Below are 15,496 nucleotides of genomic sequence, written 5' to 3'. Positions count from 1 at the left end.
ACATGGCAAGCGTCCAAATACCCAGAGGTTTTTTACCATGGTCATCGATTTCAACCGTCTAAACAGCTCTTCGCCCACGACAGGCACCACCCGTACCAGCGCCAGCAAGGAAACCGTCGAAACCGACAAATCCAAGCCAGCCGAAAAAGCTTCTACTGTCAGCAACGGGGAGTCGGTACACCTCAGCAATGAGGCTCAGCAGTTGCAAAAGGTCACGGATAAGCTGCGCGATCAACCTGTCGTCGACAACGCCCGCGTGGCGCAGTTGAAAGCAGCAATCGCCGATGGCAGCTACCAAGTCGACAGCAACCGTGTAGCCAGCAAACTGCTCAATTTCGAAGCCCAGCGCTAGGCCGCCGCCTGCGCCAGGCTTTTGGACGCTTAAGACCCAAGGCCAGCCATGCACGACACTCATTTATTGCAACTGATCAACGACGACTTCGCTCCAGCGCAACAATTGCTGGAGCTGCTGCAGACCGAATCCCTGGCACTGCACGGTCGCGACATGCCCCTGCTGGAAAATATTCTGGCGCAGAAACAGGCATTGATCATTTTGCTCGATCAGCATGGCCGCAAGCGCAGCGAGATTCTCGCCAGCCTCAACCTGCCCGCCGACAATAGCGGCCTTGAGCAGTTGGCGAGTCAATCATCGATTGGCGATCAGCTGTTATCCCAGAGCGCAGCGCTCACTGACTTGCTCAGCCAGTGCCAGGCCGCCAACGCTCGAATCGGTCAATCCATCCAGATGCAGCAGGCCGCTACGGCCAACCAGTTGCGCATCCTCAATGGTGGCGAAATCCCTACGCTTTATGACGCTCGCGGTTCGACCGCAAAACTGGTCAAGCACCGCCCGCTCAGCCAGGCATGAAGGGAACGATGCCTGCGCACTATCAACGCGCGCTACATGCTGGCAAAATGCTGGCTCTTTGTAGTCGTATTTTGCCTGGAGATTGACCCACCGTGTTCAATGCCTCAAACGCGGATGATGCTCCGCAGCCACCGAAGGTCCTCAGCACCCCTCTGGAAATCTCCGGCAACCTGCGGATGCTGCAAGACAGCCATGACCCGTTGATCATCACCTTCCATGAGCGCAGCCAGCGTTTCCAGAGCTATCTGGTGGATGTCGACCGCGAAAGCAATACCCTGGCCCTGGATGAAATGATCCCCCGTGACGGCGAGCGTTTCCTGCTGGCGGGCGAGCCGTTTCGAGTCGAGGGTTTCCATGATGGCGTGCGCATCGCGTGGGAAGGCAACGGTGTGCTGACCATCCAGGAGTCCAAAGACGGACGCTGCTATCGCGGCGCCCTGCCTGATGAAGTGGTTTATCACCAACGTCGCAATGCCTTCCGCGCCGCCCTGAAACTGGCGCAGCTGGTGAACGTGGAGTTGGGGGGCGACAAGCTGAAGTCTCCGGTGAACGGCAAGTTGCTGGATATCTCCGCGACCGGCTGCAAGCTACGCTTCGATGGCGACATCACCGAACGGCTGCAACTGGGTCAAGTCTACGAGCGTTTTATCGCCGCCTTGCCTTTCGGCAACATGACCGCGCCGGTGGAACTGCGCTATCTGCATTTTGAAGAGCGGATCAATACCACTTTTGCCGGTGTTCGCTTTCACAATATCAGCGGCTTGGTACAGCGTCAGGTCGAGCGTTTCGTGTATCAATTGCAGCGTGAAGCCCGTCGGTTCGATAAAGACGATTTCTGATTTTCGCACGCATGAAAAAACGGGCAATCCTCACGAGGGATTGCCCGTTTTTTATGCCAGGCTCAAGGCCTTGCCCGAGTGAAATCGGAGGGTGGAGGTTCATCGTCGGCCCCTTCGATGACCGGCTCCAATTCCGGCTCGGGCTCGACGTCCGGATTGGGTGACGTCTGCATCTGCTCCTGCACAACCTGCTCGTCGACCCGCGGATCGAGGCACGCCACCAAGGGTGAACTGGTCATGTTGTCCGGCATGGCCACATGGTGCAGCGGCGCATCGTCGACCTGATGCAGATTGGTTACCGCTTTCGGCCGGATCCGCCACACCAGGATCAACGCAAACAAGGCGAAAAAGCCGTAGAGCATCTGGCTGCCATACAACTTCATCAGCACCCCGGCCACCAGCGGGCCAATACTGGCGCCAACGCCGTAGGTCACCAGCAACATGGCCGTCAGCGACACCCGACGATCACCTTCGACATGGTCGTTGGAGAACGCCACCGCTAATGGATACAGGCAAAACTGCACCAGGGAACAGAAGAACCCCGCCACGAACAACACTTCCAGCGGCACCTTCGGCAGGATCGCCAACGGCAGCGCGCACACCACAAGGATCAACGCGAAGCAGCGGATCAACAGCGCCCTGTCGTAACGATCCGATAGCCAGCCCAGCGGCCATTGCACCAGCAGCCCGGCAAAAATGCAGCTACCCATGAACAGACCGACCTGTTCTGTGCTCAAGCCCTGCTGAGAAGCGTACAGCGGCGCCAGGCCGTAGAAGGAGCCGACGATCAGCCCGGAGCCCAGGACCGTGGTCAACGATTGCGGCACGCGCTTGATAAAGAAACGCGGCTCCATCGGCGCCGGATGCAAGGGTGCCGGGTGAATCCGCTGGGTCAGCGCCACCGGCACCAGGCACAGGGCGAAGCACAAGGCCACCAGCATCAGCAGTTCCAACCCAAGGGCCGGGTGCATGACCAGAATCAATTGCCCCAGCACCAGCCCCAGGTACGAGGCGATCATGTAGCCGCTGAACACCACCCCGCGCTGCTTGGCCTCGGCCTGCTCGTTGAGCCAACTCTCGATGACCATGTACTGGCACATCATGCCCAGGCCAACAATCATCCGCAGCACGATCCAGGCCGGCAGCCAATTTATCAGGCCGTGGCCCAATACCGCCGCGCCGACGATTCCGGCGCAGGCCGAATAGGCGCGAATATGCCCGACGCGGGCAATCAGTCGGTGACCGATCTTGCCGCCCAGCACCAGGCCGAAATAGTTGGCGGCCATCAGCGCACCGACCCATAGGCTGTCGACGTGGTCGGCGGCCAGGCGCAAGGCCAGGTAAGTACTCAGGAGGCCCGAGCCGATGAGCATCATCAGCGAGGAAAAATAAAGCGCTCGAAAAGGTTTCCAGATTTGGCGCATCGGCGTTCCGAGCGGCTCCTTGAGGTGAGTGAGGGCTATCTATTGAAGGTAGCCCGAATGCAACGGTTCGTTATGCCTGGGCCGCTAGGACACGCCGCTCCCAGGGAGTGATTTCGTCAAAGAAGCTGGTCAGTTCCATGGTCTTCGAAGCGATGTAACCTTCGATGAACTCGGCACCGAACAGTTCCTTCGCCAACTGGCTACGCTTGAGACGTTCGAGGGCCGCGTGCAAGGTACACGGCAGGGACAAATTATCCGGCACCTCGAATTCGCCTTGGATCACAGCGCTCGGCTCAAGTTGGTTTTCGATGCCATGGAGGCCCGCCGCCAAGCTCGCGGCAATCGCCAGGTAAGGGTTGGCGTCGGCACCCGGCAAGCGGTTCTCGACCCGTCGGGCCTGCGGCGCACTGGCGGGGATGCGCAACCCGGCGGAACGATTGTCATGGGACCAGCACGCGTTGTTTGGCGAGGCGAATGGATGGCACAACCGATGGTAGGAGTTCACGTTCGGTGCGAACAGCGCGGTGAAATCCGCCATGCCGGCCTGCTGCCCGCCAATGAAGTGCCGGAAAGCTGCCGTCGGCTCGCCCGCCTCGTCGCTGAACACATTACGACCGCTGCCCAGTTCGACCACGCTCTGATGGATATGCATCGAGCTGCCCGGCGTATGGGCCAGGGGCTTGGCCATGCAGACCACGGTCAGGCCGTGCTTGAGGGCGACTTCCTTGAGCAGGTGCTTGAACAGGAACGTCTGGTCGGCGAGCAACAACGGATCGCCATGGAGCAGATTGATCTCGAACTGGCTCACGCCCATTTCATGCATGAAGGTATCGCGGGGCAATCCCAGCGCCGCCATGCATGCGTAGACTTCGTTGAAAAACGGGCGCAAGCCGTTGTTGGAACTCACGCTGAACGCGGACTGGCCGTCTTCGCGGCGGCCATCGAGCCCCACCGGCGGCAGGAATGGCTGGGTGGGGTCCGGGTTGGGTGCGAACACGAAAAATTCCAACTCGGTAGCCACCACCGGCGCCAAGCCGCGGGCGGCATACCGGGCGATCACCGCTTTGAGCTGGCCACGTGTGGAGAGTCGCGAGCTTTCGCCGGTCAGCTCATCGGCGTCGCAAATAGCCAAGGCACGCGGCGACTGGCTCCACGGCAGGCGATGGACCTGCTCTGGATCAGCGACCAGCGCCAGGTCGCCATCGTCGCTACCGTAAAAACGCGACGGCGGATAACCGCCCATGATGCATTGCAGCAGCACGCCTCGCGCCATCTGCAACCGCCGGCCCTCCAAAAAGCCCTCGGCGGTCATTACCTTGCCCCTGGGCACGCCATTCAAATCCGGCGTGACACATTCAATCTCATCAATGCCGGTCAGTCGCTGCGCGAGTGAACGCTGGCCATCGGTCGTCATGACGCAATCCTTGTTATGTGCGAGCCGCGAACGGCAACCCGTACAAAATAGGCTCCAGCTGTTCGGAATATCAAGCGCCTGAAAACAATAAACACCGGCGCTTAGAGACGATGCGCATCGCCGGCGCTATTGGCGCAACGGGCTCAAGGCAAGTAAAGCCTGAACACTCCGCCACCCAGCACACCGCCATTGGCAATTTCGGTACGCCCGCTCAAACCGCCACGCTGATGCAGCCCGGCAATTCTCGCCGCGAAATACAGGCCCAGCCCGGTGCTGCCACTGCTGTGGTTGATGCCCTGGACGTATTCGGCCTGACGCTCGATCATTTCGGGCGGATAACCTTCACCGTCGTCATTGATGGTCAGGACTAGTTGCCCGGCCTCATCGCTCACGCTGATCAACACGGTCTGCCGAGCGTGGCGAATGGCGTTGTTGATCATGTTATCGAGCACCGAAGCAATCAACTCGCGATCGAAGAAACCCAGCGGGCTCAGCGGATCGACTTCATAAGTGGCCATGATCCCGCGACTGCGGAACACGTCCTGATGGCCGGCCAGTTGCGCTTCGATGAAATCATCCAGCTCGTGATAGGCCGGATGCAGCGGCAACTGATTGACGCCGAGTTTGTACAACCCCAGCAGTTGCACCAGCAAGCCATTGAGATGGGCGAATTCGAACTCCATCACGCCCTGCTCCGACGTCTGCCGATCAGGTTCCGGCAAACGCTCGAGCCATTGCGTATGAGCCTGCATGAGCAAGGTCAGGGAGTTTTTCATGTCGTGCACGGTAGACGCGATCACCGTGGAAAAATCGAGCGCCTGTTCGCTGTCATTCATCGCCAAATGCCTTGCTTCGCAGTTTCTGATAACGCGCATGACGCGCATCGGTGTCGGGCATCATGCCCACCAGTTTCAGGCAGGCGCGGCATTCCTGCAGCAGCTCCGATTCCACGCTGGTATCGGTGCCGTGCAACAACGACTGCGCCATGTTCAGGGCAATACTGATGTTTTTGGGCTGCATCTTCAGGGCACGACGGAACAGCTCTCGCGCCTCAGGCAACGCGCCGGTCTTGTAGACGCGCACACCTTCGCGGTTCAGCTCGGCGGCGGCGTTGCCCTGGTTGAGGATGTTGGGGTCATCGGTGAGCTTGGCGATACCCTGCATCACGGCTGGGTCATCGCCATAAATTTCCGCGCAGTTCTTGAGCATCGACTCGCCGGCGCTGGTCTGCCCAAGCATCTGCAACTGCTTGGCAACCAGCAAAGCGGCTTCGGCGCTCATGAACTGTTCCATGCCGTCGAGACGCTGCAAGGCCTGCTCGGTCAGCTTCTCGGCGGTTTCGGCATCGTTGAGCAGCAGACTCGTGGCCTTCATCAAGCGGGCCCGAACCTGTAACCCCGGATCGCTGGGATTATCCTTCGCCACGGCGCTGAGCGTCGTGTTGATTTCCAGCCGGGTACGCGTGTCCAGGCCTTTCTCGCTACCCTTGCTGATCAACGCGTGGGCCAGGCCGAGATTGCTTTCCGGATCCTTGAAGCGCGACTGCGCACCCTGCCCGACCGCCTGGCGATAGGCTTTCGAGGCGGTCTCGTAGTCTTCATTGGTCATTGCCAGCTTGCCCAGCAACGATTGCCGGCGCACCGCCAGCGGTGACAAGCGAACCGCTTCTTCCAATACGTGTTGCGCCTGTTTCGTATCGCCTTCGGCCACCAGCACTTCAGCCATGCCGTCATATAAGGCCGGCATCATCGGGAATACTTTCAGAGCCTTCTGATAAACGTCCTTGGCCTGAAGGACCTGACCGCGCTTGAACAACAATTTTCCCAGGCCCGCGTACGCCCATGGCAATGGGCGGTCCGCAAGAATGGTGTTGTATAGGCGCTCCAGCGCTTCGTTCTGATTCAAGTCACGCAACGCATCGGCTCGATAGCGCAGGCACAACGGTCCGTAGCGCGGATCCTGCTTGCACAGCGCGATGCAGGCGTTGAGCACTTCCATCGGCTTGCCACGATCAAGGGCTTGCAGGATCGGTTTGAGCAGCGTCTTGCGCTGCTCCAGGCGCTCCAGGCGCTGGGCCAGGCCGGAACGATTGAACGGTTTGGTCAGGTACGCATCGGGCTCATGCTCCAGGGCACTGAGCACCATCGCCTGGCTGCTTTCGGCAGTCACCATGAGGAACACGCTTTCATGGCTGATGAGCTTTTCGACCATCAGGTCTTCCAGCACTTGCTGGCCATTCTTGCGGCCGTCGCCCAGGTGATAGTCCTGCAGAATAAAGTCATAGCGCTTTTGCGAGCACATGCGCAGCGCCACCTCACCGGTGTCGGCGGTATCCACGTCCTTGACGCCCAGCTCACGCAACATAGACCGGACGGAACTGCGGAAATCCGAGAAATCATCGACGATCAGAAAACTTTTTTGGTGGTACGCGAGCATCGAGGATGTCCAGGCAAATAAGAAGATGAACTCAACGGCAAAACGATGAAACACCGCCCCGCAGCCCGGCGACGCGCGCAGAGGATAGACACTCGCAGCGCACATCGCGAGCCAATCCAGAACCTCGGGGCGTCACGAAAACCGGCTCATCGGGTTATCGGCAGCGGTTGGCGTTCCGTTAAGGGGATCGAGAGAGACTTGCAGGGCGGGGCAGAAAATATGGTGTCCCAGGGCAGGTTCGAACTGCCAACCTTCCCCTTAGGAGGGGGATGCTCTATCCAATTGAGCTACTGAGACACAAGTCGACCGCGAGAAACGCGGTGCGTTGGACGGCGAGCATGTTAACGGCCAGCCCTGCGTTTGTCATGTCGTCCATGTTTTTTAAGTGTAGGCAAATGGTGCGGCTCGGTACGCGCAGCGACCGCGTCCCTGGAGAATTCGGCCGCCATTCATCCGCGCCAAAGCATCCCGGCCTAGTAAATCGGCCATTTGCCACTATCCTATAAAGAACAAGGACGGCAGAGGTTTCGCTCCGTACCGGTTATCCGCCCAACGGTATGGCACAACGACACGATGCAGTGGTCACAAATGCGGAACCTGTGTGTTTTTTCAAACCAGTCCGCATTTTTTGACGAAGGGTACTGGCATAACGCCTTTACGCGGATCAGAATTTGTCACAGAATTGGCGCCAATGATCTGGCAATTTTGAGGCATGATGCGGGCCTCTTAACAATTCAGGTTGAACATTTGGCTGCAGACCTTGTCCTATCGACATCCTGCGGCCAATCCCGAGAACCGCTCCCCTGAACTAACCGGTTAAATAAATATGCGCCCAATGAAACAGGCAATTTATTCCAGCCGTACGGCTGACAAGTTCGTCGTACGTCTGCCAGACGGAATGCGGGAACGCATTGCCGAGGTGGCTCGTAATCATCACCGCAGCATGAACTCCGAAATCATCGCGCGCCTAGAGCAAAGCCTGATTCAGGAAGGTGCCTTGGGTGAAGAGCTGAGCATGCGCCTGGACAGCCCGGAGCTGTCGTTGCATGAGCGCGAGTTGCTTCAACGCTTCCGACAACTCTCCCATCGCCAGCAAAACGCCCTCGTTTCGCTGATTGCCCACGACGTCGAAATGGCCGCAGACGCGTCCTGATCGCAGCCCAGACATTAAAGCCAGCCTTGTGCTGGCTTTTTTTTGCCTTGGATCCGGCATCTGATTGCAAAGTCATCGCCCAGAAAAAACCCGCCAATCAGGCGGGCTTCTTTTATGAGGTGCTCAGAGCAGGAAGATCGTCGCCAAACCCAAGAAGATAAAGAAACCGCCACTGTCCGTCACGGCGGTAATCATCACACTGGCCCCCATTGCCGGGTCGCGCCCCAGACGGGCCAAGGTCATCGGGATCAATACTCCCATCAGCGCGGCCAACAGCAGGTTGAGCGTCATCGCGGCAGTCATGACCACGCCAAGCGACCAGCTGCCATATAGCAGATACGCCACCACGCCGATCACCCCACCCCAGACCACGCCGTTGATCAAGGACACTGCCAATTCCTTGCGCATCAATCGCGAGGTATTGCCGGTGCTGACCTGGTCCAGCGCCATGGCGCGAACGATCATGGTAATGGTCTGGTTGCCGGAATTACCGCCGATACCGGCAACGATCGGCATCAACGCCGCGAGCGCCACCAGCTTCTCGATGGAGCCTTCGAACAGGCCGATGACGCGGGAAGCGACAAAAGCCGTAATCAGATTGACCGCCAGCCAGGCCCAACGGTTACGCAGGGATTTCCAGACCGAGGCGAAAATATCTTCTTCTTCGCGCAGACCGGCCATGCTGAGGACTTCGCTTTCGCTTTCCTCACGGATCAGGTCAACCATTTCATCGATGGTGAGACGGCCGATCAGCTTGCCGTTCTTGTCCACCACCGGCGCGGAAATCAAGTCATAACGCTCGAACGCCTGGGCGGCATCGTAGCCATTTTCGTCCGGGTGGAAACTCACCGGATCGCTGGCCATGACCTCGGCCACTTGCTTCTCTGGATCATTGACGAGCAAGCGCTTGATGGGCAGCACGCCCTTGAGCACGCCGTCGTAATCGACCACGAAGAGTTTATCGGTATGCCCCGGCAGCTCCTTGAGGCGACGCAGGTAGCGCAAGACCACTTCAAGGCTGACGTCTTCGCGGATGGTCACCATCTCGAAGTCCATCAGCGCACCGACCTGCTCCTCGTCGTAGGACAACGCCGAGCGCACACGCTCACGCTGCTGGCCATCGAGGGCTTCCATCAGCTCATGGACAACGTCGCGCGGCAGTTCGGGGGCAAGGTCGGCGAGTTCGTCGGCGTCCATCTCCTTCGCGGCAGCCAGCAACTCGTGATCATCCATGTCGGCGATCAGGGTCTCACGGACCGAGTCGGACACTTCGAGCAGAATGTCACCGTCGCGATCAGCCTGGACCAGTTGCCAGACCGTCAGACGCTCTTCCAGTGGCAAGGCTTCAAGGATGTAGGCGACGTCGGCCGAGTGCAGGTCATCGAGCTTGCGCTGCAACTCGACGAGATTCTGCCGGTGGACCAGGTTCCCGACCCGGTCGGAGTGAGGGCCTTCCTGGCGATGCGTCAGGTCTTCGACGACCCGCTGGCGATGCAGCAGCTCAACGACTTGAGCGAGGCGATCCTGAAGGCTTTCCTGCGTTTTTTTTACTTCTACTTCGGTCATAGGCGAACTCCACTCCCAGCAGTGGAACACGCCGGAAGGATCAATCAGTCAGTTCATGATTGGCAAAACGGGATATTGAGTAACTACTGGGTAAGTCCATGAAGATATTCCAAAGCCCCGGCGGGGCTGACGGGCGCAATCATACACCGCTTGAAGCTGTAAAACGTTAAAAAATCATGGCAAGAACAAGCGCTTGCGAGACAAACCTGGACACAGGCTGAACCTCTGCATTTACGACGACTTATCTTGAAAAGAAAACACATGCCTAGGCAGAAACCCAGCGGCTACCCTTTGATTTCAACGTCAAGGAGGACGCCAGGATGATGTCGCCAAGTCACTGTCTGTTTTTGCTCGCCGCCCTGCCCTGTATGCCTTTATGGGCTACCGGGCAAACCGTGCACCGCTGCGAAAACGTCGCTGGGCAGGTTACGTTTACGAGTTTGAGTTGCGAAGCAGGCGAGACCCTGTCGCTGCAGCAGATTCATTCGTTCACGCCGAGCCACGCCGAGCCGATGCTGCCCGAAGCGGAACCCCGTCAAACATCCGGCAACATAACCAGGCGCAAGGAACCGGCCATTGTTGGCCAGTTCGAAGACAACTGCGGGAATCTGATCAACGCCGGCCAGCGCCGCGAAGCCATCATCAACCAACGCATCATCGCCGGCATGAGCCAGCAGGACGTCATCAGCGCGCTGGGCAAGCCCGACACGATCAAGATTCGGAATTCGAGTACGCGGTATACCTACAAAGCGAAGAAAGGCCGCAGTGCAGAAGTTGTATTCGATGAGAAAGGCTGTGTAAAAGGCAAATCGTAGACAGCAAAAAGCCCGCGTTAAACGCGGGCTTTTTGGTGTTTGGTGCACTCGACAGGATTCGAACCTGTGACCGCTCGGTTCGTAGCCGAGTACTCTATCCAGCTGAGCTACGAGTGCAGATTGTGGTTTTATACCAGATCACAACTGGTTGAAGCCAAGTTATTTGCATTGCTGCAAGCAACTCTTAAATGGTGCACTCGACAGGATTCGAACCTGTGACCGCTCGGTTCGTAGCCGAGTACTCTATCCAGCTGAGCTACGAGTGCATTTGTTGCCGCGCATTATAGGTCGCCGAATCTTTTTGTAAAGCGCTTTTTTCAGTAATTTCAATCACTTACCGATCAAGCCAGACTACAGCGCACTAAACGAATAATGGCGGAGAACGGGGGATTCGAACCCCCGACACCCTTTTGAGGTGTACTCCCTTAGCAGGGGAGCGCCTTCGGCCACTCGGCCAGCTCTCCGCAACACGGGGCGTATATTAACCACCTTCATCCCCGTTTGCAAACATAAAAATCGATAAAAATTAATGGCTTGGTTCGTCGTCCTTCTCTTTCTTGATACGCAGGTAAATTTCCTCCCGATGCACAGCGACCTCTTTCGGTGCGTTGACGCCGATACGTACTTGGTTTCCTTTGACGCCGAGCACGGTCACGGTGATTTCGCCATCGCCAATAATCAGGCTTTCTGCGCACCGACGAGTCAGAATCAGCATACCTTTCTCCTCACCCAATTCAGTTCAGGGACAACAATCTGCAAAAAAAAGGCATGGGACCTACAACCGAAACGGTCGCAGCCTACAGGCCTAGTATTGACCAGCGCGCGCAAAAGAACAGTTTTGGGGCACGCCATTCAGAAAAACAAAGGGCGCGGTCAATGCCGCGCCCTCCGGACAACGCCTTACTCGCCCTGTCGGGCAGCAGCGTCGAGTTCAAAAGCCGTGTGCAGGGCGCGCACGGCCAGCTCCAGGTACTTCTCTTCGATCACCACGGACACCTTGATTTCCGAGGTGGAGATCATCTGGATATTGATGCTTTCCTTGGCCAGGGACTCGAACATGCGGCTGGCCACGCCTGCGTGGGAACGCATGCCGACACCGACGATCGAGACCTTGGCGATCTTGGTATCGCCCACCACTTCCCGGGCACCGATCTCGACAGCCGTCTTTTTCAGCACGGTTTCAGCAGATTGGTAGTCGTTGCGGTGCACGGTGAAGGTGAAGTCGGTGGTGTTATCGTGCGCGACGTTCTGCACGATCATGTCCACTTCGATGTTGGCGGCACTGATCGGGCCGAGAATCTTGAAGGCCACGCCGGGAGTGTCTGGCACACCACGGATGGTCAGCTTGGCTTCATCGCGGTTGAAAGCGATGCCGGAAATGATCGGCTGTTCCATGGTTTCCTCTTCATCAATAGTAATGAGGGTGCCCGGACCCTCTTTGAAGCTGTGCAGAACGCGCAGCGGAACGTTGTACTTGCCGGCGAATTCAACCGCGCGGATCTGCAACACCTTGGAACCGAGGCTGGCCATTTCCAGCATCTCTTCGAAGGTAATCTTGTCCAGGCGCTGAGCCACGGGGACAACCCGCGGATCGGTGGTGTAGACGCCATCCACATCGGTGTAGATCTGGCACTCGTCAGCCTTGAGGGCTGCCGCCAGCGCCACGCCGGTGGTATCGGAACCGCCACGACCGAGGGTGGTGATATTGCCGTGCTCGTCCACGCCCTGGAAGCCGGCGACGACCACAACGCGACCGGCCTTCAGGTCACCGCGAATTTTCTGATCGTCGATCTGCAGGATACGCGCTTTGTTGTGCGCGCTGTCCGTCAGGATACGAACCTGGTTGCCGGTGTAGGACACCGCCGGCACGCCACGCTTGATCAGGGCCATGGCCAGCAAGGCAATGGTCACCTGCTCGCCAGTGGACACGATCACGTCCAGCTCGCGGGGGACCGGTTGCTGGTCGCCGCTAATTTGCTTGGCCAGATCGATCAGACGGTTGGTCTCGCCGCTCATTGCCGACAGCACGACCACCAGGTCGTCGCCCGCGTCACGGAATTTCTTAACCTTGTCGGCGACTTGTTCGATTCTCTCGACGGTGCCGACCGAGGTGCCTCCAAATTTCTGTACGATCAAAGCCATTTCAAAGCCGCCTCTGCCCATGAAGGGCGCCCAATAATCAATCAACAGCGGTCGGGCCCACGCTTGGCGAGCCCGGAGCGCTGCCTTAAATACCCTGCTCTACAAATGCAACGGTCTGGGCCAGTGCCGCGTCCAGGGCGCTGGCGTCGGTACCGCCGCCTTGCGCCATGTCCGGACGACCACCGCCCTTCCCGCCCACTGCCGCAGCGGCCTGCTTCATCAAATCACCGGCTTTGAGTTGGCCAGTCAGGTCTTTGGTCACGCCTGCGACGAGAACGACCTTTTCCTCATGGACACCGCCGAGCAGGATCACTGCGCGGCCGAGTTTGTTTTTCAGTTGATCGACCAGCGCCAGCAGCGCCTTGCCGTCCTGGCCATCGAGACGCACGGCCAGCACCTTCACGCCCTTGACGTCCACGGCCTGGGCCGACAGATCGTCGCCCGCAGCGCTGGCAGCCTTGGCTTGCAACTGCTCGAGTTGTTTTTCCAGTAGGCGGTTGCGCTCCAGCACGGCCGAGAGCTTGTCGATCAGGTTGTCGCGGCTGCCCTTGATCAGGGTCGCCGCTTCCTTGAGTTGTTCTTCCGCCGCATTGAGGTACGCCAGCGCCGCAGCGCCAGTGACCGCCTCGATACGCCGCACGCCGGAAGCCACGCCGCCTTCGCTGATGATCTTCAGCAGGCCGATATCGCCGGTCCGGTTGGCGTGGATGCCACCGCACAGTTCAACGGAGAAGTCGCCCATGCTCAGCACGCGCACGCTGTCGCCGTACTTCTCGCCGAACAACGCCATCGCGCCCTTGCGCTTGGCGGTCTCGATGTCGGTTTCCTCGGTTTCTACCGGGGAGTTCTTGCGGATTTCGGCATTGACGATGTCTTCCAGCGCCTTGAGTTGCTCCGGCTTGATCGCTTCGAAATGGCTGAAGTCAAAGCGCAGGCGCTGGCTATCTACCAACGAGCCCTTCTGCTGGACATGCTCGCCCAACACTTGGCGCAACGCGGCGTGCAGCAAATGCGTGGCGGAGTGGTTCAGCGACGTGGCATGCCGAACCTCGGCGTCGACATGGGCCGCCACCGGAGCGGCGATCATCAGGCTGCCCGAGGCCAGCACGCCATGGTGCAGGAAGGCGCCGCCGGTCTTGGTGGTGTCACGCACGTCGAAACGCGAGCTGCCCGCTTGTAGATAACCGCTGTCGCCGATCTGGCCGCCGGATTCGGCGTAGAACGGCGTCTTGTCCAGCACGATCACGCCTTCCTGGCCTTCGCTCAGGATGTCGACCGATTGGCCGTCCTTATAGATCGCGACGATCTTGGCCGAGCCGGTGGTCGCGGCGTAACCGGTGAACTCGGTCGCCACGTCAACCTTGACCAGGCTGTTGTAGTCCATGCCGAAAGAACTGGCGGAACGCGCACGCACGCGCTGGGCTTGCATCTCGCGCTCGAAACCTTCCTCGTCGAGGGTCAGGTTGCGTTCGCGGGCGATGTCGCCGGTCAGGTCCATCGGGAAGCCATAGGTGTCGTACAGCTTGAACACCACATCGCCCGGAACCACGTTGCCCTTGAGCTCGGCCAGGTCCTGCTCGAGGATCTTCAGGCCCTGCTCCAGGGTCTTGGCAAACTGCTCTTCTTCGCCCTTGAGCACGCGCTCGATGTGCGCCTGCTGGGATTTGAGTTCCGGGAAAGCCTCGCCCATCTCGGCCACCAGCGCGGCGACGATCTGATAGAAGAAGCTGCCCTTGGCGCCCAGCTTGTTGCCGTGACGGCAGGCGCGGCGAATGATTCGGCGCAGCACGTAGCCACGGCCTTCGTTGGATGGCAGCACACCATCGGCAATGAGGAAGCCGCACGAACGGATGTGGTCCGCCACCACTTTGAGCGAAGCCTGGTTGTCGTTGGAGCACCCGATGGCCTTGGCCGAAGCGCTCAACAGGCTTTGGAACAGGTCGATTTCATAGTTGGAATGAACGTGCTGCAGCACCGCACTGATCCGCTCCAGGCCCATGCCGGTGTCCACCGACGGCGCTGGCAGCGGATGCAACACGCCATCGGCGGTGCGGTTGAACTGCATGAAGACGTTGTTCCAGATCTCGATGTAGCGGTCGCCATCTTCTTCCGGCGAGCCGGGTGGGCCGCCCCAGATGTCGGCGCCGTGATCGTAGAAAATCTCGGTGCAAGGGCCGCACGGGCCAGTATCGCCCATGGTCCAGAAGTTGTCGGAAGCGTAAGGCGCGCCTTTGTTGTCGCCGATGCGCACCATGCGCTCGGCTGGGACACCGACCTCTTTGGTCCAGATGTCATAGGCTTCGTCATCCGTCGCGTAGACCGTGACCCAGAGCTTTTCCTTGGGCAGGTTCAGCCACTTCTCGGAGGTCAGGAAGTTCCAGGCGAAGGTGATGGCGTCGCGCTTGAAATAGTCGCCGAAGCTGAAATTACCCAGCATTTCGAAGAAGGTGTGGTGACGAGCGGTATAGCCGACGTTTTCCAGGTCGTTGTGCTTGCCGCCAGCGCGTACGCATTTCTGGCTGCTCACCGCACGGGTGTAGGCACGTTTTTCCTGGCCCAGGAAGCAGTCCTTGAACTGGTTCATCCCCGCGTTGGTGAACAGCAGGGTCGGGTCGTTGCCCGGAATCAAAGAGCTGGAGGCTACTCGGGTGTGGCCTTGCTCTTCGAAGAAGCGAAGGAAGGCTTCACGGATTTCTGCGCTTTTCATTAGGTTCTTCCACGGAGGCTGCGGCCAAAGGCCTGTGCAAAACGTCAACAGACGAAGCAACGGCAAAGGGCCGCATTATATCGGCCCTTTGCGTGGGGTACAGCGTGTTTATGCGATAGAAACCGTCAATTG

The 15,496-nt window shown here is 58.9% G+C and carries 13 protein-coding genes and 4 tRNA genes; 5 read left to right on the top strand and 12 right to left on the bottom strand.

Annotated features, from left to right (window positions below; all coding sequences use genetic code 11):
- The first annotated feature begins 37 nt into the window (after positions 1–37).
- The 3 genes from flgM (at position 38) to HU742_RS06270 (ending at position 1,707) form a co-directional block, all read left to right on the top strand.
- Positions 38–352 (top strand): flagellar biosynthesis anti-sigma factor FlgM, encoded by a 315-nt coding sequence (gene flgM / locus HU742_RS06280; protein ID WP_186635927.1) that lies wholly within the window; start codon positions 38–40, stop codon positions 350–352.
- A 48-nt stretch (positions 353–400) separates the two neighbouring features.
- Entirely contained in the window at positions 401–868 is a 468-nt protein-coding gene (locus tag HU742_RS06275; protein ID WP_186635924.1) for a flagella synthesis protein FlgN, read from the top strand.
- Between the two features lie 92 nt (positions 869–960).
- Positions 961–1,707: a flagellar brake protein gene (locus HU742_RS06270; protein WP_186643701.1), complete on the top strand. Its 747-nt coding sequence runs from the start codon at positions 961–963 to the stop codon at positions 1,705–1,707.
- A gap of 62 nt (positions 1,708–1,769) precedes the next feature.
- Here the strand turns inward: HU742_RS06270 and HU742_RS06265 are convergent, their stop codons facing one another.
- The 5 genes from HU742_RS06265 to HU742_RS06245 all read right to left on the bottom strand — a co-directional run bounded on the left by HU742_RS06265 (position 1,770) and on the right by HU742_RS06245 (position 7,278).
- On the bottom strand, positions 1,770–3,131 hold the full coding sequence (locus tag HU742_RS06265) for an MFS transporter (RefSeq protein WP_186643694.1): 1,362 nt from the start codon (positions 3,129–3,131) through the stop codon (positions 1,770–1,772).
- 70 nt (positions 3,132–3,201) lie between these two features.
- Positions 3,202–4,443: a glutamine synthetase family protein gene (locus HU742_RS06260; protein WP_186643789.1), complete on the bottom strand. Its 1,242-nt coding sequence runs from the start codon at positions 4,441–4,443 to the stop codon at positions 3,202–3,204.
- Positions 4,444–4,688: 245 nt separating this feature from the next.
- The gene (locus HU742_RS06255; RefSeq protein WP_186635915.1) at positions 4,689–5,381 is read right to left on the bottom strand and encodes a sensor histidine kinase; all 693 of its coding nucleotides are present in this window, start codon (positions 5,379–5,381) and stop codon (positions 4,689–4,691) included.
- Positions 5,374–6,981: a tetratricopeptide repeat-containing response regulator gene (locus HU742_RS06250; protein ID WP_186635912.1), complete on the bottom strand. Its 1,608-nt coding sequence runs from the start codon at positions 6,979–6,981 to the stop codon at positions 5,374–5,376. Before HU742_RS06250 ends, HU742_RS06255 begins: the two co-directional genes overlap by 8 nt.
- A 220-nt stretch (positions 6,982–7,201) precedes the next feature.
- A tRNA-Arg gene (locus HU742_RS06245) sits at positions 7,202–7,278 on the bottom strand.
- 529 nt (positions 7,279–7,807) lie between these two features.
- Between HU742_RS06245 and HU742_RS06240 the strand changes: the two genes are divergently transcribed.
- On the top strand, positions 7,808–8,134 hold the full coding sequence (locus HU742_RS06240) for an Arc family DNA-binding protein (RefSeq protein WP_186635909.1): 327 nt from the start codon (positions 7,808–7,810) through the stop codon (positions 8,132–8,134).
- 123 nt (positions 8,135–8,257) lie between these two features.
- Here the strand turns inward: HU742_RS06240 and mgtE are convergent, their stop codons facing one another.
- The gene (mgtE, locus tag HU742_RS06235; RefSeq protein ID WP_186635906.1) at positions 8,258–9,700 is read right to left on the bottom strand and encodes a magnesium transporter; all 1,443 of its coding nucleotides are present in this window, start codon (positions 9,698–9,700) and stop codon (positions 8,258–8,260) included.
- Positions 9,701–10,023: 323 nt separating this feature from the next.
- Between mgtE and HU742_RS06230 the strand changes: the two genes are divergently transcribed.
- Positions 10,024–10,515: a cell envelope protein SmpA gene (locus tag HU742_RS06230; protein WP_186643787.1), complete on the top strand. Its 492-nt coding sequence runs from the start codon at positions 10,024–10,026 to the stop codon at positions 10,513–10,515.
- A 40-nt stretch (positions 10,516–10,555) separates the two neighbouring features.
- Here HU742_RS06230 and HU742_RS06225 read toward each other — a convergent pair.
- The 6 genes from HU742_RS06225 to alaS form a co-directional block, all read right to left on the bottom strand.
- Positions 10,556–10,632 (bottom strand) — tRNA-Arg (locus HU742_RS06225).
- Between the two features lie 72 nt (positions 10,633–10,704).
- A tRNA-Arg gene (locus HU742_RS06220) sits at positions 10,705–10,781 on the bottom strand.
- Between the two features lie 107 nt (positions 10,782–10,888).
- Positions 10,889–10,979 (bottom strand) — tRNA-Ser (locus HU742_RS06215).
- Positions 10,980–11,041: 62 nt separating this feature from the next.
- Positions 11,042–11,230, bottom strand: a complete 189-nt coding sequence (gene csrA / locus HU742_RS06210) for a carbon storage regulator CsrA (protein WP_003178872.1) — start codon at positions 11,228–11,230, stop codon at positions 11,042–11,044.
- 185 nt (positions 11,231–11,415) lie between these two features.
- Positions 11,416–12,657 carry an aspartate kinase gene (locus HU742_RS06205; protein ID WP_186643692.1) on the bottom strand — a complete coding sequence of 414 codons (1,242 nt, stop codon included), beginning with the start codon at positions 12,655–12,657 and terminating at the stop codon, positions 11,416–11,418.
- An 85-nt stretch (positions 12,658–12,742) separates the two neighbouring features.
- Entirely contained in the window at positions 12,743–15,364 is a 2,622-nt protein-coding gene (gene alaS, locus HU742_RS06200) for an alanine--tRNA ligase (RefSeq protein WP_186643690.1), read from the bottom strand.
- Between the last annotated feature and the right edge of the window lie 132 nt (positions 15,365–15,496).

Source organism: Pseudomonas marvdashtae, from assembly GCF_014268655.2.
Classification (GTDB): domain Bacteria; phylum Pseudomonadota; class Gammaproteobacteria; order Pseudomonadales; family Pseudomonadaceae; genus Aquipseudomonas; species Aquipseudomonas marvdashtae.
The sequence above is the reverse complement of the archived record's forward strand: the minus strand, read 5'-3'. Positions and strand labels throughout refer to the sequence as shown.